Source organism: Stenotrophomonas sp. STEN054 (genome assembly GCF_056854535.1).
Genome location: NZ_JBXFWG010000028.1, coordinates 1 through 21,909 on the forward strand (window position 1 = coordinate 1; position 21,909 = coordinate 21,909).

Here is a 21,909-nt window from a genome sequence, read left to right on the forward strand (position 1 = left end):
GGTCCCTGGTGGACCGGCCCCGCGGGGGCGCGGGGTCGCCCGGGCCACCCCCGGCGGGCCTTGGTGTCGGGGCCCGGCGGCCTGGCCCCCGGCGCTGCCTCAGTGCTCGTGCGCTTCCGGGGCGGCGGCGCCGCCTTCGAGCTGGTCAAGGAAGTCGACCGCGCGGCGCAGGTGCGGGATCACGATGGAGCCGCCGACCACCAGGCCGACCGAGAAGGTCTCGAAGAACTCCTCACGGGTCACCCCGGCTTCCTTGCACTGGGCCACGTGGTAGCTGATGCAGTCGTCGCAGCGCAGCACCATCGAGGCCACCAGGCCCAGCAGTTCCTTGGTCTTCACATCCAGCGCGCCGGCCTGGTAGGTCTGCGTGTCCAGCGCGAAGAAGCGCCGCACCACCTGGTTCGGCTCGCCCAGGATGCGCTCGTTCATGCGCTTGCGGAACGCGGTGAATTCGGCGATGCGGTCCTTGCTGCCGTCGTCGGCCGCGCTCATGCCTGGCCCTGCCCGGCCAGCAGCGGCTCGAGCTTGCCTTCACGATGCAGGGCCATCATGTCGTCGTAGCCGCCGACATGGACGTCACCGACGAAGATCTGCGGCACGCTGGTGCGGCGGGTCAGGGACATCATCTTCTCGCGCTCGACCGGGTCCAGGTCGATGCGGACTTCGGTCCACTGCTGGCCCTTGCTCTTGAGGAAGTTCTTGGCCGCCACGCAGTACGGGCAGACGGCGGTGGAATAGATGGTGATGGCGGGCGAGGCGCCAGCGGGCTGGTCTGTCACGGGAAACTCCACGATGGATCGACGGTCCATATATGGTACCGGTGTGCTGGAATTTCCACGCCATGACCGCAACACTGTGGATTAACGAATGGTTGCCCCCTGCCCTGCCACGCTTGGCGCGCCCCGCCCGAGGATCTCCCGCTTGCGAGCCCTGCTGCTGACTACCGCCGTCACCCTGGCCCTGGCCATGCCGCTGGCCCAGGCCCAGGAGAAGCTGCCGGACATCGGGTCGTCGGCCGGCGAACTGCTGACCCCGGCACGGCAGGCCGAGTACGGCGCGATGATGCTGCGCGAACTGCGCAACTACGGCTACCTGCTCGACGACCCTCTGGTCAATGACTGGCTGCAGACCATGGGCACCCGGCTGGGTTCCAACAGCGACCAGCCGCGCCAGTCCTACACGTTCTTCGTGATGAAGGACCGCCAGATCAACGCCTTCGCCACCCTTGGCGGCTACATCGGGGTGAACGCCGGCCTGGTGCTGACGGCCGAGCGCGAGGACGAGGTGGCGGCGGTGCTGTCCCATGAAATCGCCCACGTCACCCAGCAGCACGTGCTGCGTGGCGTCGAGCGGGCCCAGCGCGACCAGATCCCGATCCTGCTGGGCATGCTGGCGGCAGTGGTGGCCGCCCAGGCCAGCAACAGCTCCTCCTCCGGCAACGCGACCATGGCCGCGATCAGTTCGGGCATGGGCCTGCTGCAGCAGCGGCAGATCAACTACACCCGTTCCAACGAATCCGAGGCCGACCGCCTGGGCATCCGCACCCTGTCGCGCAGCGGCTACGACGTGGACGCCATGGCCGGCTTTTTCGAGCGGATGTCGGCGGCCATGCGCGGCAACGACGGCGGTTACCAGGCCCCGGACTTCCTGCAGACCCACCCGGTCAACACCACCCGCATCAGCGAGGCCAAGGCCCGCGCCCAGCAGATGAAGAAGGACACGGTGCTGCTGACCACCAGCACCCCCAGCGGCGAGCGCAAGGAGCGGGTCAACCCGGCCGACCCCAGCCTGGGCGAGCCGCTGCTGCGCGGCGCCAACCCATTGCTGCCCAGCAGCGTGCTGCGCCTGCCGATCGGCCAGCTCAGCCGCGGCGCGAGTGGCGACTTCGACTGGGCGCGCGAGCGCCTGCGGGTGCTCAGCGCCGACACCACGCCGGAGCTGGAGCGCGAGTACGCCGACCTGGCCCGGCGCCAGAAGGGCGGCCTGACCGACGCCCAGCGCTATGGCCAGGCCCTGGCCGCCATGCGTGGCGGCCGCAGCGGCGCCAACCAGGCCCGGCAGGCCTTGGCCAACCTGCTGCAGACCCATCCGGACAGCTTGTTCGTGGCCCTGGCCCTGGGCGAGGCGGAGTCCCGTGCTGGCCAGCCGGCCCAGGCCAACGCGCGCTTCGAACAGCTGCTGCGCGAACACACCAACAGCCGCCCGGTGGCGTTGACCTACGCCGAGATCCTGAACGAACAGGGCGGCCGCGAAGCCGGCCAGCGCGCCCAGGCGATGCTGCGGCCGTTGCTGTCGCAAAGCGGTAACGATCCGGTTTTCCAGCAGCGCTACGCCCGCGCCAGCGAGCTCGCTGGGGACAGCGTGCGGGCCAGCGAGGCCTATGCCGAGGCGGCCTTTCTCGGCGGCCGCCCGGAACAGGCGCTGATGCAGCTGCAGGCGCTCAAGCGCAATCCTGAGCTGGACTATGTGGGCCGCGCGCGGGTGGATGCGCGCATCGAGACCATCACCCCCACCGTGCTGGAGCTGCGCCGCCAGGGCGTGCAGGACCCGGAGCTGGACCGGCGCTGAGCGCCGCATGACCGGGGGATGGCAATCCGCGCCGATCCCGGCCAGGTAGTCACAAACATGTCATCAAACCGTAGTCTACTGGCACCACTCCAGTAACCGAGCCCTACGGTGTCCTCGTGCAGAAACGCATCCTGATCGTCGATGACGAGCCCGCGATCCGCGAAATGGTCGCCTTCGCCCTGCGCAAGGGCGATTACGAACCAGTCCACGCCGGCGATGCCCGCGAGGCCCAGACCGCGATCGCCGACCGCGTCCCCGACCTGATCCTGCTGGACTGGATGCTGCCCGGCACCAGTGGCCTGGACCTGGCCCGTCGCTGGCGCAAGGAAACCCTGACCCGCGAAGTGCCGATCATCATGCTGACTGCGCGCGGCGAAGAGAACGATCGCGTCGGCGGCCTCGAAGCCGGGGTCGACGACTACGTGGTCAAGCCGTTCTCGGCGCGCGAACTGCTGGCCCGCATCCGCGCGGTCATGCGCCGCGCCCGTGACGACGACGAAGACGGCAGCGTGGCCGTCGGCCCGATCCGCATCGACGGCGCCGCCCACCGCGTATTCGCCAACGAACAGCCGGTGCCGATCGGCCCGACCGAATACCGCCTGCTGCACTTCTTCATGACCCACCCCGAGCGCGTCTACACCCGCGCCCAGCTGCTGGACCATGTGTGGGGCGGCAGCGTGTACGTGGAAGAACGCACCATCGACGTGCACATCCGCCGCCTGCGCAAGACGCTGGAACCGTTCAACGCCGAGAACATGGTGCAGACCGTGCGCGGCGCCGGCTACCGCTTCTCCAACGCGACCTGAGCCTCGTCGTGCCGGCACCGCGCACCCGCCGGTGCCGGTGTCGGCAACTCTGCTATAACCCTCGGTTCACCGCGTGAGCCGCCGCCTCCAACGACGAGACCGCAATGCCCCGCCACATCCGCTCCGCCTGGTTGAAGACGCTGGCCTCCGTGGCCGCGGTGTTGGTGCTGGCCGGCGTGGTCGGATGGTTCAGCGGGCATCTGTGGCTGTGCATCGCGCTGGCCGCACTGGCCACGCTGACCTGGCATTACTGGCGCCTGCGCCGCGTGCTGCGGCGGTTGACCGCGCGCCAGCGCTGGGAGACCGCCGAGGAAGGTACCGGCGTGTGGAACGAGCTCGACCGCCTGCTGTACCGCAACCAGGTGGAAATGCGCGTGCGCAAGCGCCGCCTGCTGGACATGCTGCGCAGCTATCGCGCCGCCGCTGCCGCCCTGCCCGATGCGGTGGTGGTGCTGGACCGCAACAGCCAGCGCGTGCAGTGGTTCAACGAAGCGGCCACCGCCCTGCTCGGCCTGCATCACCCCGGCGACCTCGGCGAAGCCCTGGTCGAGCGCCTGCAGCCGATGCCGCTGGCCCACTGGCTGGCCGGCGGCCGCAATGCCGAACCGATCCTCGACGCGCCCTCGCCGGTGGACCCCGCGATCCGCCTGAACCTGCGCCTGATCCCCTATTCCTCGGACTATTGGCTGCTGATCGCCCGCGACGTCACCAAGCTGCTGCGCCTGGAACAGGTGCGCCGCGATTTCGTCGCCAACGTGTCCCACGAACTGCGCACGCCGCTGACCGTGGTGCATGGCTACCTGGACATGATGGATCCGGAAGACTTCCCCGGCACCGGCCCGATGCTGGAAGAAATGCGCAAGCAGAGCCAGCGCATGGCCCAGCTGGTGGAAGACCTGCTGACCCTGTCGCGGCTGGAATCGCAGGAGCACAGCGAAGCGGAGACCGTGGCCATGCAGCCGATGCTGGCCACCCTGCGCCGCGAAGCCGAGGCGCACAGCCAGGGCCGCCACCAGATCAGCATCGACGACCTGGCCGGCGTGGACCTGCTGGGCTCGACCAAGGAACTGCACAGCGCATTCTCCAACCTGGTCACCAACGCCGTGCGCTACACCCCGGCCGATGGCCGCATCGCGGTGGAGTTCCGCCGCGAGGGCGACGGTGCCGTGCTGGCCGTGCGTGACAGCGGCTACGGCATCCCCGCCACCCACCTGCCGCGCCTGACCGAACGTTTCTACCGGGTGTCCAGCAGCCGTTCGCGCGAAAGCGGCGGCACCGGCCTGGGCCTGTCCATCGTCAAGCACATCCTCGGCCTGCACCATGCACGGCTGGAGATCGAAAGCGAAGTGGGCAAGGGCTCGGTGTTCTCCTGTCATTTCGATGCCGACCACGTGCGCCCGCGCGAGTCCGCCCCCCTGACCTCCATCGAAGAATGAAGCCATGAGCAGCCTCGGATCCCTCCCCCTCCCCGTGAGCCCGGACAACGATCCACTGCGTGACCCGGCGCTCTACATCAACCGCGAACTGTCCCAGCTGGATTTCAACTTCCGCGTGCTGGCGCAGGCGATGGACCCGCAGGTGCCGCTGCTGGAGCGCCTGCGCTTCATGTGCATCTCCTGCACCAACCTGGACGAGTTCTTCGAGATCCGCGCCGCGGCCGTGCGCCACGCGCAGGAATTCGGCCTGCCGCCGGCCCCGGACGGCATGAGCCCGCAGGCCATCCTGAACTCGATCCATGATCGTGCCGCCGAACTGGTGGACCAGCAGTACCGCTGCTGGAACGAGACGCTGCGTCCGGCGCTGGCCGAGGCCGGCATCGGCGTGCTCGGCCGCCATTCCTGGAACCACCGGCAGAAGCGCTGGCTGCGCGCGTACTTCCGCAACGAGATCATGCCGGTGCTGTCGCCGCTGGGCCTGGACCCGGTGCATCCGTTCCCGAAGATCCTCAACAAGTCGCTGAACATCGTCGTCGTGCTGAAGGGCACCGATGCGTTCGGCCGCGCAGGCCACCTGGCCATCGTGCGCGCACCGCGTTCGCTGCCGCGCATCATCCAGCTGCCGGAAAGCCTGGGCGGCGGGCAGAACTTCGTGTTCCTGTCTTCGGTGCTGTCGGCCTTCGTCGACGAGCTGTTCCCCGGCCTGGAAGTCCAGGGGGCCTACCAGTTCCGCGTCACCCGCAATTCCGAGCTGGTGGTGGACGAGGAAGAAGTGGAGAACCTGGCGCTGGCCCTGCGCGATGAACTGGTCGACCGCGGCTACCGCCCGGCGGTGCGCCTGGAGATCGCCGAGGACACGCCGAAGGACATCGTGCGTACCCTGCTGCAGAACTTCGGCCTGACCGAAAACGCGGTTTACCGGATCGATGGCCCGGTCAACCTCAACCGCATCATCCAGCTGTACGATCTGGTGCCGCAGCCGGACCTGAAGTATCCGCCGATGAACCCGCGCACCCTGCGCGACAGCGACGGCATCTTCGAGATCGCCCGACGCCAAGACCTGCTGCTGCACCACCCGTTCGATGCCTTCACCGCCGTGCTGGACCTGATCAAGCAGGCCGCGGTGGACCCGAACGTGCTGGCGATCAAGCAGACCCTGTACCGCACCGGCAAGGATTCGCTGATCGTCGATGCGCTGATCCAGGCCGCCCGCAACGGCAAGGACGTGACGGTGGTGGTCGAGCTGCGCGCGCGCTTCGACGAAGAAGCCAACCTGGGCCTGGCCGACCGCCTGCAGGAAGCCGGCGTGCAGGTGGTGTACGGCGTGGTCGGCTTCAAGACCCACGCCAAGATGCTGCTGATCGTGCGCCGCGAGGGCCGCAAGCTGCGCCGCTACGTGCACCTGGGCACCGGCAACTACCACAGCGGTACCGCCCGCGCCTACACCGACATCAGCCTGATCACCGCCGATGCGGACATCGGCAATGACGTGCACCTGCTGTTCCAGCAGCTGTCCGGGCTGGCCTCGAAGATGAAACTGAAGCGCCTGCTGCAGTCGCCCTTCACCCTGCACACCGGCATCCTCGCCCGCATCGAGCGCGAGACCCGCATCGCTGCGGCCGGTCGTCCGGCGCGCATCATCGCCAAGATGAACGCGTTGAACGAACCGCAGGTGGTGCGCGCGCTGTATGCGGCCTCGCAGGCCGGCGTGCAGATCGACCTGATCATCCGCGGCGCCTGCACCCTGCGCCCGGGCGTGCCGGGCGTGTCGGACAACATCCGCGTGCGCTCGATCGTCGGCCGCTTCCTGGAGCACAGCCGCGTCTACTGGTTCGGCAACGACGGTGCACCGGAGCTGTACTGCGCCAGCGCCGACTGGCTGGAACGCAACCTGCTGCGCCGCGTCGAGACCTGCTTCCCGATCCTCGACCCGGACCTGGCCAAGCGCGTGTACCGCGAAGTGCTGCAGAACTATCTGGACGACAACCTCAACGCCTGGGAACTGGATGCCGACGGCATCTACCACAAGCGCACCCCGGCCCACGACGAAGCGCCGCATTCGGCGCAGATGGCGTTGATGCAGGGTCTCTGATCCGGTAGGTGCCGACCGTTGGTCGGCACAACGCGGCCACGCAGAAACACCGGGGTCAGAGCCCGTTGCGCAGCAACGGGATCCGACCCCGTGCTGTTCCAACAGCTCGCGGGAAACTGTCGAAGGCAGGGTGGGTCCGGTTGCGGGGGCGTGAGCGCCATGGATGGCGCGACCGAGCCTCCAGGGATGGATTTACGGCGTCCCCCGCAGCCTGACCCACCCGGCCGTCCCGAAGGCACCCAGCTCTTGACGTTGACGTTGCTTCGGCCTCTGCGGGTGCAGGGCGCAGCCCTGCCGCACTCCCCCAACAAAATGTGAAGGCCGCGCGGTGACGAGCGCACCGCCCCTTCGGCTAACATTCGCCCATGCCGCATACCACCACGACTCCGCCCGCATTGCAGGATGGCGACCTGCTGGCCGCCATCGACCTTGGCTCCAACAGCTTCCACATGGTCATCGCGCGCTACACGCTCGGCCAGCTGCGCGTCATCGACCGCCTGCGCGAAACCGTGCGCATGGCCGATGGCCTGGATGGAAAGGGCGGCCTGTCCACCGCCGCACGGCAGCGCGCGCTGGAATGCCTGGCCCGCTTCGGCCAGCGCATCCGCAACGTGCCCCCGCACCGCGTGCGCGCCCTGGCCACCAACACCGTGCGCCAGCTGCGTTCGCCTCAATCGTTCCTGGTGCCGGCCGAAACCGCGCTCGGCCATGCCATCGAAGTGGTCAGCGGCCGCGAAGAAGCGCGCCTGATCTACCTTGGCGTGGCCCATGCACAGCCGCCCAAGGCCGACCAGCGCCGCCTGGTGATCGACATCGGCGGCGGTTCCACCGAATTCATCATCGGCAAGGGCATGCAGACCCTCGAGCGCGAAAGCCTGCAGGCCGGCTGCATCGCCAGCACCCGTCGCTTCTTCCCCGGCGGCAAGCTCAGCCGCAAGCGCTGGAAGGACGCGCTGGCCGAGATCGGCCGTGAGTTCCAGCCGTTCGCCAGCAAGTACCGCGCGCTGGGCTGGCAGGAAGCCCTGGGCTCGTCGGGCACGCACAAGGCGATCAGCGAGATCTGCGCCACGATGAAGCTGAGCAAGGGCGCGATCACCGCCGAGGCGTTGCCGCAGCTGCGCGACGAACTGCTCAAGGCCAAGAAGATCGACGACATCGTGCTGCCCGGGCTGTCCGCCGACCGCAGGCCGATCATCGCCGGCGGCATCCTGGTGCTGGAAGCCGCCTTCCAGACGCTGGGCCTGGAGAAGCTGCTGGTCAGCAAGGCCGCCATGCGCGAAGGCATCCTGTACGACATCGTCGGCCGTGCCGGCGAGAACGATCCGCGCGACGAATCGGTAGCGGCACTGACCCAGCGCTATGGCATCGACACCGTGCAGGCCGACCGCGTGCAGGACACCGCCCTGTCGCTGCTGGAGCAGGTGCAGGAGCGCTGGAAGCTGGATGCCGACGACGCCCGCATGCTTGGCTGGGCCGCGCGCCTGCACGAGCTGGGCCTGATGATCGCCCACAGCGGTTACCACGTGCACGGCAGCTACGTGCTGGAGAACTCCGACATCGCCGGCTTCTCGCGGCAGGAACAGCAGATGCTGGCCGCCCTGGTGCGCAGCCACCGGCGCAGCGTCGGCAAGTCGGCCTTTGAGGCCCTGCCCGAGCGCCTGCTGCTGACCGCGCGCCGCCTGACCGCCCTGCTGCGGCTGGCCGTGCTGCTCAACCGCGCCCACGAGGACGCGCCGCTGCCGAAGCTGGAACTGACCGCTGACGACACCCGCCTGTCGCTGATCGTGCCGCAGGCCTTCATCGACCCGCGGCCGCTGCTGCGCGCCGACCTGATCGGCGAGACCGAGGGCCTGGCCGGGCTGGGCATCCAGTTCCGCCCCTTCGTGGCCTGACCCCGGCGGCCTGGCATCGCCAGCCGCCGCGACAGCCCATCCCGACACGCCCCATCCCTCATGACGACGGCCCCTGACGGGGCCGTTTTCGCGTGCGCGTTTGCGCACTTTTGAAACTGAATGGGCATTCAGGCTGCCGGACTGTGCCGAATCTGGCGACAGCACCGTGACCCTAAGGCCTTGCTTTTATTAAGTTTAGATGAAAGTCACGCGACAACTTTTGACACATTTGGCAACACCCCCTTTACATCCGGTTAACGAACGAGAATAAATCGAAGTCACCGGCTCAGTCGCTTCGACCCGAACCGCTATTTGCTGGGGCCCCTTTGGCCCTGCGCCCGCAGCTTCACAGAGAGAGAGAGAGACGCGATGACTTCACGCACCACCGTGCTGGGCAAGGCGATCCGCCAGGCCCTGATCGTCGGCACCGCAACCATTGCGCTGCCCGCATTCGCCCAGGACGGCGCCCCCACGACCCTCGACCGCATCGAAATCACCGGCTCGCGCATCCGCCAGGTCGACGTGGAGAGCGCGAACCCGGTGCTGGCGATCTCGCGCACCGATATCGAACGCCAGGGCTTCGCCTCGGTGTCCGACATCCTGCAGAACGTCACCGCGATGGGCAGCCCGACCATCAGCCGCGCCAACGTGCTGACTGCCGGTGAGAACGCCGGTGGTACCTACATCGACATGCGCAACCTGGGTACCCAGCGCACCCTGGTGCTGGTCAACGGCAAGCGCCTGGGCATCAGCACCTCCGGCTACCAGGACATCTCGACCCTGCCGGTGTCGGCGGTCGAGCGCATCGAAGTGCTGAAGGACGGCGCCTCGGCCATCTACGGCTCCGACGCCATGGCCGGCGTGGTCAACATCATTACCCGCCATGACGTGTCCGGCGTGACCGCCAACGTCTACCACGGCCAGTACAGCCAGGGCGACGGCGGCCGTGACCGCATCGACGTGGTCGCCGGCTGGTCCAACGACCGCGGCTCGATCACCATCTCGGCCGAACATGCCGAAGAAAAGGCCGTGTGGGCCAAGGACCGCGGGTTCAGCGCCTTCGGCAACACCGACCGCCATCCGACCGAAGCCTGGACCACCGTCAGCCAGTACGGCCAGATCACCGGCCTGAAGGGCCCGGGCTGCGCCACCGCCAGCTGCGGCTACTCGCTCAACCGCGGCAGCGACCCGCTGAACCCGGCCAATTACCACATCACCAATCCGAATGCCCCGGACGGCGATGTCAGCAACACCAACGAGCAGATGCACCTGAACTATCCGCTGAAGCGGGATTCGGTGTTCGTCGATGGCCGCCTGAACATCACCGACGCGATCCACTTCAGCACGCAGCTGGGCTACAACAAGCGTGACTCGAGCCGCCAGATCGCCGGCTATCCGCTGCAGTCGTCCACCGCAGGCATCGGCGCGATGTCGGTCAACAGCTACTTCAACCCGTTCGGCAGCCAGCACGGTTACGCCACCCCCACCGCCGTGGCCTGGAACCACCGCACCTGGGAAGTGCCGCGCGTCAGCGACAGCTCGCTGAAGACCTACCGTGCCGTGGCCGCCTTCGGTGGTTCGTTCGATATCGGTGAGCGCTTCTTCGACTGGGAAGTGGGCTACCAGTACAACAAGAACGAGCTGCGCCAGCACGCCACCGGCAACCTGCACAAGCAGCGCGTCAAGGATGCCGTCGGCCCGTCGTACTACAACGCCGCCACTGGCAAGGTCGAGTGCGGCACCGCTGCGGCGCCGATCGCCAACTGCATGGTCTGGAATCCGCTGATCGCCGCAGGCGTGGTCGATCCGTACGGCCTGACCGGCAACCAGGCGCTGATCGACTACCTGATGCCGGCCGAGGATTCCTCCGGCAAGACCGTCGGCAAGAACTTCTTCGCCTCCATCGCGGGCAGCATCGTGACCCTGCCGGCCGGCGACCTGGGCTTTGCATTCGGCCTGGAAAACCGCAAGGAAACCGGTGAGTTCATTCCCGATGCCCTGGCCCAGACCGGCGCCACCACCAACCTGGCCTCGGGCCCGACCGGTGGCGGCTACCGCGTCAACGAAGCCTACCTGGAGTTGAACGCACCGCTGCTGGCCGACCTGCCGGGTGCGAAGGAGCTGACGCTGAACGCAGCGACCCGCTTCTCCGACTACGACACCTTCGGCAACACGCTCAACAGCAAGTTCGGCTTCAAGTGGAAGCCGTTCGAGCAGCTGCTGGTCCGTGGTACCTGGGCCGAAGGCTTCCGCGCACCGACCATCAATGACCTGTACGGTGGCGGTTCGGAAACCTTCACCACCGGTTACGCCGATCCCTGCGACACCGTGTACGGCGCTTCGCGCACCAGCGCCGAAGTGCGTGCCCGCTGCGCCCGCGACATCGCCGATGCCAACAACTACCGCCAGCTGAAGCAGGGCCTGGTGCCGATCACCAGCAGCACCGACCAGACCCCGGTGCCGTTCACCAGCGGCTCCAACCCGCTGCTGCAGCCGGAAACCTCCAAGAGCAAGACGCTGGGCCTGGTGTGGAGCCCGAGCTTCATCCCGAACTTCAACGCCTCGCTGGACTGGTGGAAGATCCGCATCGACAACACCATCGTTGCCGACAGCCCGAACCAGATCCTGATCGACTGCTACGAGCAGGGCGTGACCTCGCGCTGCGCACAGTTCACCCGTGATCCGGTCAACGGCATCGTCAACAAGCTGACCTACGGCAACCGCAACGCCGGCTTCCTGGAAACCGAAGGTTACGACATGGACGTGACCTACCGCTGGGATACCGATTCGTACGGCAAGTTCAGCAGCGCCTGGTCGACCACCTACGTCAGCTCGAACATCTTCCGTTCGACCAACGACACCACCGTGGTGCCGACCCCGACCAACGGCATCGGCAGCGGCTTCCGCGTGCGCTCCAACCTGACCGTGGGCTGGGACCTGGGCAACTTCGGCGTCACCTGGACCGCGCGTTACTACTCCGGCGTCAAGGAGCAGTGCCTGAGCCTCAGCGCGCATCCGGACGAGTGCTCCGATCCGGGCGTGCGCGCACCGTGGTACGCCGGTACCCGCAACTACAACGAGCGTGGTTCGGTCACCTTCCACGACGTGCAGTTCCGTTACAGCCTGCCGTGGGATGCCACCGTGTCGGTCGGCGCCAACAACGTGTTCGAGAAGTACGGCCCGGTGATGTACACCAAGCCGAACTCGGTGTTCTCGTACTACGGTGGCTACGATATCGGCCGCTTCGTCTACATGAAGTACCAGCAGCGCTTCTGATCCATCGCGCCGCCGCACCACCACGACCACGGCCCTTCGGGGCCGTGGTTTTTTTTGTCGCCAATGAACTGCTCTGCGTTGCGCTGGCGAGGCTGCAGGATGTTCTTCCCGGGCCTGTCATTTTGCGCTGCAGCGCGCGCAAGCTGTTGAGCATGCGGGGGTAACGCGGAATACGACAGCCTCGGTGCGGTCAGTGGTCGCTTTCCGCCTTTACGGAATTTGAACGCTGCGCGTTAGTGGGATGCCGTCGCGACGCAGGTCGTGGCGGCCGGACAGGCCCGCGATTCGGGTGTCCGCTTCCACACACAGAGAGAGAGACCGCATGATGCCGAGCACCTCCCCGTTGGGTTGGGCGATCCGCTGTGCGCTGGCCACGGCCGGCACCGCCGCCGCCCTGCCCGCACTGGCCCAGGATTCCGCCGCCACGGCCGGACTGGCCACGAATTCCGCCGCCCCGACCACGCTGGACCGCATCGAGATCACCGGTTCGCGCATCCGCCAGGTCGACCTGGAAACCGCGCAGCCGGTGCTGACCATCAGCCGCGCCGACATCGAGCGCCAGGGCTTCAACTCGGTGGCCGACATCCTGCAGAACCTGACCGCGATGGGCAGCCCCGCCGCCAGCCGCGCCAGTCCGTTGTCAGCAGGCGAGGCTTCCGGCGGCAGCTTCGTGGACATGCGCGGGCTGGGCGCGCAACGCACCCTGGTGCTGGTCAACGGCAAGCGCATGGGCATGACCACCGGCGGCCTGCAGGACATCTCCACCCTGCCTGCCGCCGCCGTTGAACGCATGGAAGTGCTCAAGGACGGCGCATCGGCCATCTATGGTTCCGATGCGATGGCCGGCGTGGTCAACATCATCACCCGCCGCAACGTGGAAGGTGTCAGCGCCAGCGTCTACCAGGGCCAGTACAGCCAGGGCGATGGTGCCCGCACGCAGTTCGACGTGGTGGGTGGCTGGTCCAACGACCGCGCCTCGGTCAGCTTCGCCGCCGAGCACGTCGAGGAGAAAGGCGTGTGGGCCCGCGATCGCTGGTTCAGTGCCCACACCAACACCGACCGCCATTCCGCCGATGGCTGGACCTCGGTCGGCCAGTGGGGCCGCATCACCGGCTTCAATGGCCCGGGCTGCGCCAGCAGCCGCGGCTGCAGCTACTCGCTGGATCGTGGCGCCACGCCCGGCGGCCCCGACAGTTTCCACCTGAGCGACGATACCCCCTTTACCGGCGATGTCAGCAACAGCAACGAGCAGATGCATGTGCAGACGCCGATCAAGCGCGATTCGATCTTCGTCGATGGCCGCGTGGCGCTGATCGATTCACTGCACTTCAACACCCAGCTGGCCTACAACCGCCGCGAGACCACCCGGCAGATCGCCGGCTATCCGTTCCAGTCCGGCGGCGCCGGCATCAAGCCGATGTCGAAGGACAGCTGGTTCAACCCGTTCGGCAGCCACCACGGCTACCAGACGCCCAGCGATGTGGACTGGAACCGGCGCATCTGGGAGATCCCGCGCGTGAGCGTCAGCGACCTCACCACCTGGCAGGGCGTGGCCGCGTTCGAAGGCAGCTTCGAAGTGGGTTCGCATGGCTTCGACTGGGAAGTGGGGTACCAGTACAACCGCAGCGAACTGACCCAGCGCGCGACCGGAAACCTGCACAAGCAGCGCGTCGAGGATGCAACCGGTCCCTCGTTCTTCAACCCCGAAACCGGCAAGGTCGAATGCGGTACGCCCGGCGCCCCGGTGGCGGGCTGCATGCCGTGGAATCCCCTGGTGCCCTACGGCCAGAACGATCCCAACGGCCTGACCGGCAACCAGGCCCTGATGGACTGGCTGTTCCCGGAGGAAATCAGCCGCGGCCGCACCACCAGCCGCAATCTGTTCGCCACCGTGAGCGGCACCGTATTGACCCTGCCGGGCGGCGACCTCGGCATGGCCGTGGGCGTGGAGAGCCGCCGCGAGGACGGCCGCTTCATTCCCGACCCGCTGGCACAGACTGGCGCCACCACCAATCTCGCCGCGGGACCGACCGGCGGTGGCTACCGGGTGGATGAAGCCTACCTGGAGCTGAGCGTTCCGTTGCTGCGCGACCTGCCCGCGGCGCACGAGCTCACCGTCAATGCCGCCACCCGCTACTCCGACTACAGCACCTTCGGCGATACCCTCAACAGCAAGTTCGGCTTCACCTGGAAGCCGATCGAGCAGGTGCTGCTGCGCGGTACGTGGGCACAGGGCTTCCGCGCCCCGACCATCGCCAATCTGTACGGCGGTGGCTCGCAGACCTTCACCACCGGCTTCCGCGACCCCTGCGACACGGTCTACGGGGCATCGGCCACCAGTCCGGAAGTGCGCGCCCGCTGCGCGGCCGATATCGCCAATGCAGATACCTACCGCCAGCTGGGCCAGGGCAACGTGCCCATTGAAAGCAGCAGTGCGCAGACCCCGCTGCCATTCACCAACGGCGCCAATCCCGACCTGCAGCCGGAAACCTCGACCAGCCGCACCCTGGGCGTGGTCTGGAGCCCGGGCTTCGCGCCCGGCCTGAACGTCGCGCTGGACTGGTGGAAGATCCGCATCGACAACACCATCGTGGCCGACCACCCCAACGACATGCTGCGCGACTGCTACGAGCTCGGCATTGCCGAGCGCTGCGCCAACTTCACCCGCGATCCAGTGCTGGGTATCGTCAACCAGCTCAACTATGGCGTGCGCAACAGCGGCTTCCGCGAAACCGAAGGCTATGACCTGGAACTGAGCCATCGCTGGGACACCGACTGGGGCACCCTGCGCACCGACTGGAAGAGCACCTACGTGGTGTCGGCGCTGACGCGCAGCACCAATGATGCCGATGTGGTGCCTACACCCGGCAACGGCCTGGCCGGCGCAGGCGGCATCGGCTTCCGCACCCGCTCCAACCTGTCGCTGGACTGGGAGCGCGGCAACGTCGGCATCAACTGGGGCCTGCGCTACTACTCGGCGGTGAAGGAACAGTGCTTCAGCCCGCGCCTGCATGCCGACGAATGCTCGCACCCGGGCCAGCAGGCCCCGTGGTACAGCGGCGTGCGCAATTACAACCGCCGCGGCTCGACCACCTTCCACGACCTGCAGGTCCGCTACTCGCTGCCGTGGGACGCCACCGTCTCGGTTGGTGCCAACAACGTGTTCGAGAAATACGGCCCGATCATGTACACCCAGCCGAGCGCCAACTTCTCCTATTACGGCGGCTACGACATCGGCCGCTTCATCTACATGAAGTACCAGCAGCGCTTCTGATCCACCGCACGGCCCTTCGGGGCCGTGCTTTTGCCGGCCGGCGCGGCCGTCATCCGACGGTCGCACTGTGGTCACAACCACTACATGGGCAGGGCTGAGCATGCCGGAAAACCGGAGGCCTGCCATGCGCCATGCCATTGTCACCGAGACCTATCCGCCGGAAGTCAACGGCGTCGCGCTCACCGTGCAGGGCCTGGAGCAGGGCCTGCGCGCGTCCGGGCATGAGGTCGACCTGATCCGTCCACGACAGGCCAGTGAAGCACTGGACTCGCCGCCCGGCACGCTGCTGGTGCCGGGCGCCGCCCTGCCCCGTTACCCTGGCCTGCGCTTCGGCCTGCCCGCGCCGATCCGGCTCGGCCGGCACTGGCAGCAGCAGCGCCCCGATGCGGTCTACATCGCCACCGAAGGCCCGCTGGGCTGGTCGGCACTGCGCACCGCCCGCCGCCTTGGCATCCCGGTGGCGACCGGCTTCCACACCCGCTTCGACGAATACCTGCCCGACTACGGCGTGGCCTGGCTGCAGACGGCGGCAATGCGCTGGATGCGCCGCTTCCACAACCAGGCCGATGCCACCCTGGTGCCGACCCGCGAACTGCAGCAGTTCCTCACCGATCAGGGCTTCGAGCGGGTGCGCCTGCTGGCCCGCGCCGTCGACAGCCAGCAGTTCGAACCCAGCCGGCGCGACCCGGCACTGCGCGAGGAATGGGGCGTCGATGGCAACGGCCTGGTCGCCATCTACGTCGGCCGCATCGCCGCCGAGAAGAACCTCGGGCTGGCGGTGAAGGCCTTCCGCCGCCTGCAGCAGGTGCGGCCGAAAGCGCGCTTCGTGTTCGTCGGCGACGGCCCGGCGCGCGAGAAGCTGGCGCACGAGAATCCGGACTTCATCTTCTGCGGCATCCAGCGCGGCGACGCCCTGGCCCGCCACTTCGCCAGCGGCGACCTGTTCCTCTTCCCCAGCCGCAGCGAGACGTTCGGCAACGTGACCCTGGAAAGCATGGCCTGCGGCCTGGCCACGGTGGCCTTTGACTACGGCGCTGCGCGTGAGTACCTGCGCAACGGTGAAAACGGCGCGGCCGTGGATACCGACGAGGCGTTCGTCGAGGCGGCCGTGCACCTGGCCAGCGACGATGCGCTGCGCCGCGAACTGGGCAGCAACGCCGCCCGCGCGATGAAGCGCCTGCACCCGCAGCAGGTGGTGGCCGAATTCGAAACGCTGCTGGCCGAACTGGCCCAGGCACGGAGGACCGGACATGCGCACAACGCCGCTTGAAGGACTGGCCGGCCGCGAAACGCGGCTGTGCCGCCGGGCAAACCACTACTGCCGGCGCCGCCGCGTGCGCCGCCTGTTCTCGGTCATCAGCCGGCTGGGTGATGGCGTGTTCTGGTACGTGCTGATGGGCGCACTGGTACTGGTCGATGGCTTCGACGGCCTGCGCGCGTCGGTGCACATGGCCGCCACCGGCCTGGCCGCCCTTCTGCTGTACAAGGGCCTGAAGCGCTGGACCCGGCGCCCGCGGCCGTACGCTGCCGACCTGCGCATCCGCGCCTGGGTGGCACCGCTGGACGAGTTCAGCTTCCCCTCCGGGCACACCCTGCACGCGGTGTCGTTCACCATCGTGGCGCTGGCCTACTACCCGTGGCTGGCGCCGTTGCTGGTGCCCTTCACCTTCGGCGTCGGCCTGTCGCGCGTGGTGCTGGGCCTGCATTACCCGAGCGACGTGCTGGCCGCCACCGGCATCGCCGCGCTGCTGGCCGCGGCCAGCCTGGCCTGGCTGCCGCTGCCGGTATGAAGACACCGGTAGCGCCGGGCCATGCCCGGCGGATGATGCCCTAGAATGCCCGCATGACGACGCTGTTCATTTCCGATCTGCACCTGGACCCGAGCCGTCCAGCCATCACCGACCTGTTCCTGCGCTTCCTGCGCGAGGACGCGCCCGGCGCGGACGCGCTGTACATCCTCGGCGACCTGTTCGAAGCCTGGATCGGCGATGACACGCCTTCGGCGGCGGCCGATGCAGTGGCCGATGCGCTGAAGGTGCTGTCCGACAGTGGCGTGCCGGTGTTCTTCATGCGCGGCAACCGCGATTTTCTGCTGGGCGAGGAGTACGCGCGCCGTGCCGGCCTGCGCATCCTGCCGGACCCGACGGTGATCGAGCTGTACGGCCGCCCGGTGATGCTGCAGCACGGCGACCTGCTGTGCACCGACGATATTCCCTACCAGCAGTTCCGCGCGCAGACCCGCGACCCGGTGTTCCAGGCCCAGTTCCTGTCGCAGCCGCTGGCCGCGCGCATCGCGTTCGCGCAGAAGGCACGTGACGCGAGCCAGGCGAAGCAGTCGGAAATGAAGCAGGCCGACCGCGCGACGTTCGAAACCGTCACCGACGTGGCCCCGGGCGAAGTCGAGGCCACCTTCGTGCGCCATGGCGTGGACACGATGATCCACGGCCACACCCACCGCCCCGCCATCCACACCCTGCAGGCCGGCGGCCGCAGCTGCACCCGCATCGTGCTGGGCGACTGGTACGAACAGGGTTCGGTGCTGCGCGTGGATGCCGACGGTTGGCGCCTGGATTCGCTCAAGCGCGACTGATGGATTGGCGGGTGCCAACCAGGGTTGGCATCTACCAGACCGCGCAGGCCGGTAGACGCCGCCCCTGGTCGGCGGGTGCCATCCGGTAACCGCCTCAGCGGAAGCCGGCCACCGTCTGCTTGGTCGTAACCAGTACGCGCTGGTTGTCGGCCGAACTGGCAATGCCCATCGGGATGCCGTTGTAGCTGATGTTCGGGTTGGACCAGTAGTTCAGGCGCGGGCAGCCGCGCGTGCAGTCGTAGGCCATGATCGTGCGCCAGCCGGTACCGCTGGCCGGCTCGTAGCGGTAGCCGTGGCCGAACGCATACGGCGAGGTGCTCGGATCGTTGGCAATGTCATGCCGGGCACTCTGCAGGTGGCCGATCTCGTGGGCGAACGAGTAATAGCCCGTCGCGCAGTCCCAGTACACCGCCGCGAACGCCGTCGCCGCCGTTGAACCGATGCCCGAGGCCAGGCCGCAGTAGCTGGTGTTGTTGATCAGCAGCACGCCGACATCCGCGGTCGTGGAGTTGCGGCTGGCATGGATGCTGTCCATGTAGCCGTCGCTGGTGTTGCGGAAGCGGGTGAGGTCGGTGGTGAAGTTGCCAGACTCGGTGTAGCTGGTGGTTTCATAACCGGCCAGCTGCATGGTAATGCCGACGTTGCTGTTGGCATAGCCCTGGTTGGATTCGGCCACTGCCAGCTGCACCAGCGACTGCATGTTGCCGCCGTAGGCCGCCACCGCCGCATTCGTGGCCACCACCAGCACGCGGAGGGTGGCTGGCGTGCCCGACGAGGCCTGGGCGGTGCCGAGGCGTTCACTGTCCCCCATCGGAATCTTCGGCAGCTGGTTGTAGTCGGCCGGATGATCGGCCGGCATCCGGGTTTCATCCACCGCCACCAGGATGTGGCGGTCGCCGAGCGGACGCAGGCGGTACAGCTTGCCGTCCTTGCGGATCGAGCCGGTGAGGGTGTTGCCCGAGCGCACCACGATCAGCGAATTGCCCGGATCATCCTGGCCGTTGGAGGTAGCCTTCTGCAGGCGGTCCGACGGCGTGCGGATCTGGCCATACCAGACGCTGCCGCCATCGGGTAGCGCTTCGACCCTGCTGCGGGTTGCCTGCACCTTCTGCCCCAGCAGCTCGAATTCCAGCTGCGCCTGCGCGGTGGCGGCCGCATCGATGCGTACTTCCTGCACGGTGGCGGTGGACGGCGTCGACAGCAGCCGGGCCAGCGCGGGATCACTGCCGGCCGAAGCGCGGCTGAGGATGGTTACCGGTTCAAACAACGGCGCGGCACTGGCCGCCGCCGCCGAAAGGCCCAACAACACGCCAACCGCGGTTCTACCCATCGATCTGGACATCATTCTGGTCGCTCCTGAAGTGAGGTGGACAGCCTTGATGCATCGCGACCCGGTTTGCCGGGTCCGGCCATTCGGCCTGTCCGGCGCATGTGAATTCAATAGAAGATCCCCGTGGAAATCCGGATCTGTGATGGAGCGCAGCAGCGTTCAGTCAGGTAGAAAGCGGCAGTACACTTCGCCAACACGCAGCTTTCGCGCCACCGTGACGTGGCCACGACGGGGAATGCACATGGCACCAGGCCAGCACCAGGCAGACACCGACGCCGATCCCGGGGTCCTGCGCATCGGCCTGTTCTTCGACGGCACCCGCAACAACGCGCACAACCTCGCGCGCGGGCGCCCGCAGGCCCCGCAGCCGCGCCCCGCCCTGCTGCGTGCCGACGACGACTCGACCTACCAGAGCCGGCTGACCAGCAGCTACGACAACGGCACCACCAACATCACCCGGCTGTACCAGCTGTACCCGGACAGCCGGCGCACCCCCGGGGCGGGCGCATCGCTGGCGATCTACATCGAAGGCGTCGGCACCCGCGATGATGCCGAGGATGATCTGATCGGACTGGCGTTCGGCGTGGGCGCCAGCGGCGTTCGCGCCAAGGTGCAGCGTGCGTTGCAGGTGCTGCTGCCGGCCGCCCTGGCCGCACTCGCTGCAAGGCAGCACACCCCGCTGCACAACGTGCAGGTGGATCTGTTCGGTTATTCGCGTGGCGCAGCGGCGGCGCGCGATGTCGCCAACCAGCTGCGCGGCTGGGATGGCGCGCGCTGGCGTCAGCTGCTGCTGCAGGCGGGCCTGGCCTGCGCGGCGGATTTCGCGGTGCAGCGCCCGGCGCTGCGCTTCATCGGCCTGTTCGACACGGTGGTGGCGGTCAGCGGCGGCCGCGCCGACGAGCAGCCGCAGCTGGCCCTGCCTGCGGGCATCGCCGGCCGCGTGGTGCAGCTGGTGGCCCGCGATGAGCACCGCCAGCACTACCCGCTGACCACGGTGGCAGCGGCGCATGCCGAGATCGTGCTGCCCGGCGTGCACGCCAACATCGGCGGTGGCTACGACCAGACCGAGGAAGGTCCAAAGCTGCTGAGCCGTCCGCGCCGGCAGCAGCTGCGCCGCCTGCCGGTGCCCGACTACCAGACGCCTTCACTGGCGCAGCTGCAGGCGACCACGGTGTACGCCGAAGCACAGGCCGATGCCGAGCGCTGGCGGCAGCAGCTGGGCGTGGATGAGAAGGAGGTCTGGGTGGATGTCTGGCACCAGTGGCAGCAGCAGCGCCGTGCCGGCAGCCGCAGCGTGCTGCTGGCCCCGGTGCTGTACGTGACCGCAGCGGTAGTGCTGCGCCGGCCCATCGACTGGCGCTACCAGCTGATCGCCCTGCAGGTGATGCAGCGGCAGGCCCGCGACGCCGGCGTGCAGTGGACCGCCGAGGCCGCCGACGTGGCGGCATGGGCGCTGCCCCCAGCCCTGCAGCCGATCGCGCGGCGACTGCTGGAGGGACAGGCACTGACCCCGACCCAGGAAGCACTGCTGCGCCGCCGCTACCTGATGCAGTCGGCACACTGGAATTTCGATGCCCTCGGCGACACCGCGCTGACCTATGCCGCCGATGCCGGGGTGAGCGAGTTGCCGTATCGACCCGGGCCGGGGTTGTTCTACATCAACCGACCAACGGTGGATGGCAGGCGCGTGGTCCTGCCCAACGCGTAAGGCGCATCCACGCATGGCGTGGATCTACTTCATGCAGCGTGCCGCGATCCACGCAACGCGCCGCCCCGTCGGTAGATCCACGCCATGCGTGGATGCCGCCACCCGGCGCGGATCAACCGGCCTGTTCGATCAGGTTGGCCAGTTCCTCGGCATCGAACCCGGCCAGCAGTCGGGCTTCAAGGTTGAACGGGCCGTGCAGGTAGCCGCCGGCGTATTCCAGCAGCAGTTCCTTGAAGCGTGCGCGCGGTTCAACGCCGGCACGCTCGCAGTACCAGCGGTACCAGCGCGAACCGGCGGCGACGTGCGCCACTTCCTCGCGCAGGATTACTTCCAGTACGTCGGCAGTTTCAGCGTCGCCGACGTTGCGCAGCTTCTCGATCATGCCCGGCGTCACATCCAGCCCGCGGGCTTCCAGCACGCGCGGCACCAGTGCCATGCGCGCCAGGCCATCGTGGGCGGTCTTCTCACACATTTCCCACAGGCCGTTGTGCGCGGGGAAATCGGCGTATTCGTGGCCATGCACCTGCAGCCGCTCGCGCAGCAGCAGGAAGTGCCGCGACTCGTCATCGGCGCAGCTGACCCAGTCGGCATGGAACGCCGCCGGCAGGCCACGGAAGCGATACACCGCATCCCAGGCCAGGTCGATCGCGTTCAGTTCGATATGGGCGATGGCGTGGATGAAAGCGGCGCGGCCTTCGACCCCGCCCAACCCGCGACGCGGCACCTGCCGCGGGTGTACCAGCACCAGCTGCGCGGGACGGCCGGGCATGCGGATCGCGTCGGGCGGCGGCGCGTCGGCGGCCACCTTCAGGCGGCCAGCACGGAACGCGGCCGCATAGGCCTGGGTCAGCGCGACCTTGCGCAGCGGGTCGGCTTCGGCGAGGCACTGCTGCGCAGCGCGCAGCAGGTCACCACCGACGTCGGGGACATCCACCAC

15 protein-coding genes are annotated in these 21,909 nt (G+C 67.9%); 11 read left to right on the plus strand and 4 right to left on the minus strand.

Annotated features, from left to right (window positions below; all coding sequences use genetic code 11):
• Nucleotides 1-99: 99 nt before the first annotated feature.
• The gene (locus AC1VXD_RS12305) at nucleotides 100-492 is read right to left on the minus strand and encodes a carboxymuconolactone decarboxylase family protein (RefSeq protein WP_053519434.1); all 393 of its coding nucleotides are present in this window, start codon (nucleotides 490-492) and stop codon (nucleotides 100-102) included.
• Nucleotides 489-809, minus strand: coding sequence for a glutaredoxin 3 (gene grxC, locus AC1VXD_RS12310; RefSeq protein ID WP_305888387.1), 321 nt, complete (start codon nucleotides 807-809; stop codon nucleotides 489-491). The genes AC1VXD_RS12305 and grxC overlap by 4 nt, the downstream gene beginning before the upstream one ends.
• Before the next feature lie 112 nt (nucleotides 810-921).
• Here grxC and AC1VXD_RS12315 point away from each other — a divergent pair, with 112 nt between their 5' ends.
• The 10 genes from AC1VXD_RS12315 to lpxH all read left to right on the plus strand — a co-directional run bounded on the left by AC1VXD_RS12315 (nucleotide 922) and on the right by lpxH (nucleotide 17,934).
• Complete coding sequence (locus AC1VXD_RS12315; protein WP_482992279.1) at nucleotides 922-2,568, plus strand: M48 family metalloprotease; 1,647 nt, start codon at nucleotides 922-924, stop codon at nucleotides 2,566-2,568.
• Nucleotides 2,569-2,684: 116 nt separating this feature from the next.
• On the plus strand, nucleotides 2,685-3,374 hold the full coding sequence (phoB, locus tag AC1VXD_RS12320) for a phosphate regulon transcriptional regulator PhoB (RefSeq protein ID WP_108767888.1): 690 nt from the start codon (nucleotides 2,685-2,687) through the stop codon (nucleotides 3,372-3,374).
• A 104-nt stretch (nucleotides 3,375-3,478) separates the two neighbouring features.
• Nucleotides 3,479-4,810: a phosphate regulon sensor histidine kinase PhoR gene (phoR, locus tag AC1VXD_RS12325; RefSeq protein WP_482992280.1), complete on the plus strand. Its 1,332-nt coding sequence runs from the start codon at nucleotides 3,479-3,481 to the stop codon at nucleotides 4,808-4,810.
• A 4-nt stretch (nucleotides 4,811-4,814) separates the two neighbouring features.
• On the plus strand, nucleotides 4,815-6,902 hold the full coding sequence (gene ppk1 / locus AC1VXD_RS12330) for a polyphosphate kinase 1 (RefSeq protein ID WP_482992281.1): 2,088 nt from the start codon (nucleotides 4,815-4,817) through the stop codon (nucleotides 6,900-6,902).
• A 365-nt stretch (nucleotides 6,903-7,267) separates the two neighbouring features.
• Entirely contained in the window at nucleotides 7,268-8,794 is a 1,527-nt protein-coding gene (gene ppx, locus AC1VXD_RS12335; RefSeq protein WP_482992282.1) for an exopolyphosphatase, read from the plus strand.
• Between the two features lie 369 nt (nucleotides 8,795-9,163).
• Nucleotides 9,164-12,070 (plus strand): TonB-dependent receptor domain-containing protein, encoded by a 2,907-nt coding sequence (locus tag AC1VXD_RS12340; protein ID WP_482992283.1) that lies wholly within the window; start codon nucleotides 9,164-9,166, stop codon nucleotides 12,068-12,070.
• A gap of 322 nt (nucleotides 12,071-12,392) precedes the next feature.
• On the plus strand, nucleotides 12,393-15,344 hold the full coding sequence (locus tag AC1VXD_RS12345; protein WP_482992284.1) for a TonB-dependent receptor: 2,952 nt from the start codon (nucleotides 12,393-12,395) through the stop codon (nucleotides 15,342-15,344).
• 124 nt (nucleotides 15,345-15,468) lie between these two features.
• Nucleotides 15,469-16,614: a glycosyltransferase family 4 protein gene (locus tag AC1VXD_RS12350; RefSeq protein WP_482992285.1), complete on the plus strand. Its 1,146-nt coding sequence runs from the start codon at nucleotides 15,469-15,471 to the stop codon at nucleotides 16,612-16,614.
• Complete coding sequence (locus AC1VXD_RS12355) at nucleotides 16,595-17,134, plus strand: phosphatase PAP2 family protein (RefSeq protein WP_482992286.1); 540 nt, start codon at nucleotides 16,595-16,597, stop codon at nucleotides 17,132-17,134. Before AC1VXD_RS12350 ends, AC1VXD_RS12355 begins: the two co-directional genes overlap by 20 nt.
• A gap of 53 nt (nucleotides 17,135-17,187) precedes the next feature.
• Nucleotides 17,188-17,934, plus strand: coding sequence for a UDP-2,3-diacylglucosamine diphosphatase (gene lpxH / locus AC1VXD_RS12360; protein ID WP_482992287.1), 747 nt, complete (start codon nucleotides 17,188-17,190; stop codon nucleotides 17,932-17,934).
• 94 nt (nucleotides 17,935-18,028) lie between these two features.
• On the opposite strand, the gene AC1VXD_RS12365 is transcribed toward lpxH, so the two are convergent.
• Entirely contained in the window at nucleotides 18,029-19,279 is a 1,251-nt protein-coding gene (locus AC1VXD_RS12365) for a M12 family metallo-peptidase (protein WP_482992288.1), read from the minus strand.
• A 220-nt stretch (nucleotides 19,280-19,499) separates the two neighbouring features.
• Between AC1VXD_RS12365 and AC1VXD_RS12370 the strand changes: the two genes are divergently transcribed.
• Nucleotides 19,500-20,972 carry a DUF2235 domain-containing protein gene (locus AC1VXD_RS12370; RefSeq protein ID WP_482992289.1) on the plus strand — a complete coding sequence of 491 codons (1,473 nt, stop codon included), beginning with the start codon at nucleotides 19,500-19,502 and terminating at the stop codon, nucleotides 20,970-20,972.
• 112 nt (nucleotides 20,973-21,084) lie between these two features.
• On the opposite strand, the gene AC1VXD_RS12375 is transcribed toward AC1VXD_RS12370, so the two are convergent.
• A complete protein-coding gene (locus AC1VXD_RS12375) occupies nucleotides 21,085-21,909 on the minus strand; it encodes a ferritin-like domain-containing protein (RefSeq protein WP_482992290.1) in 825 nt (274 codons plus the stop codon).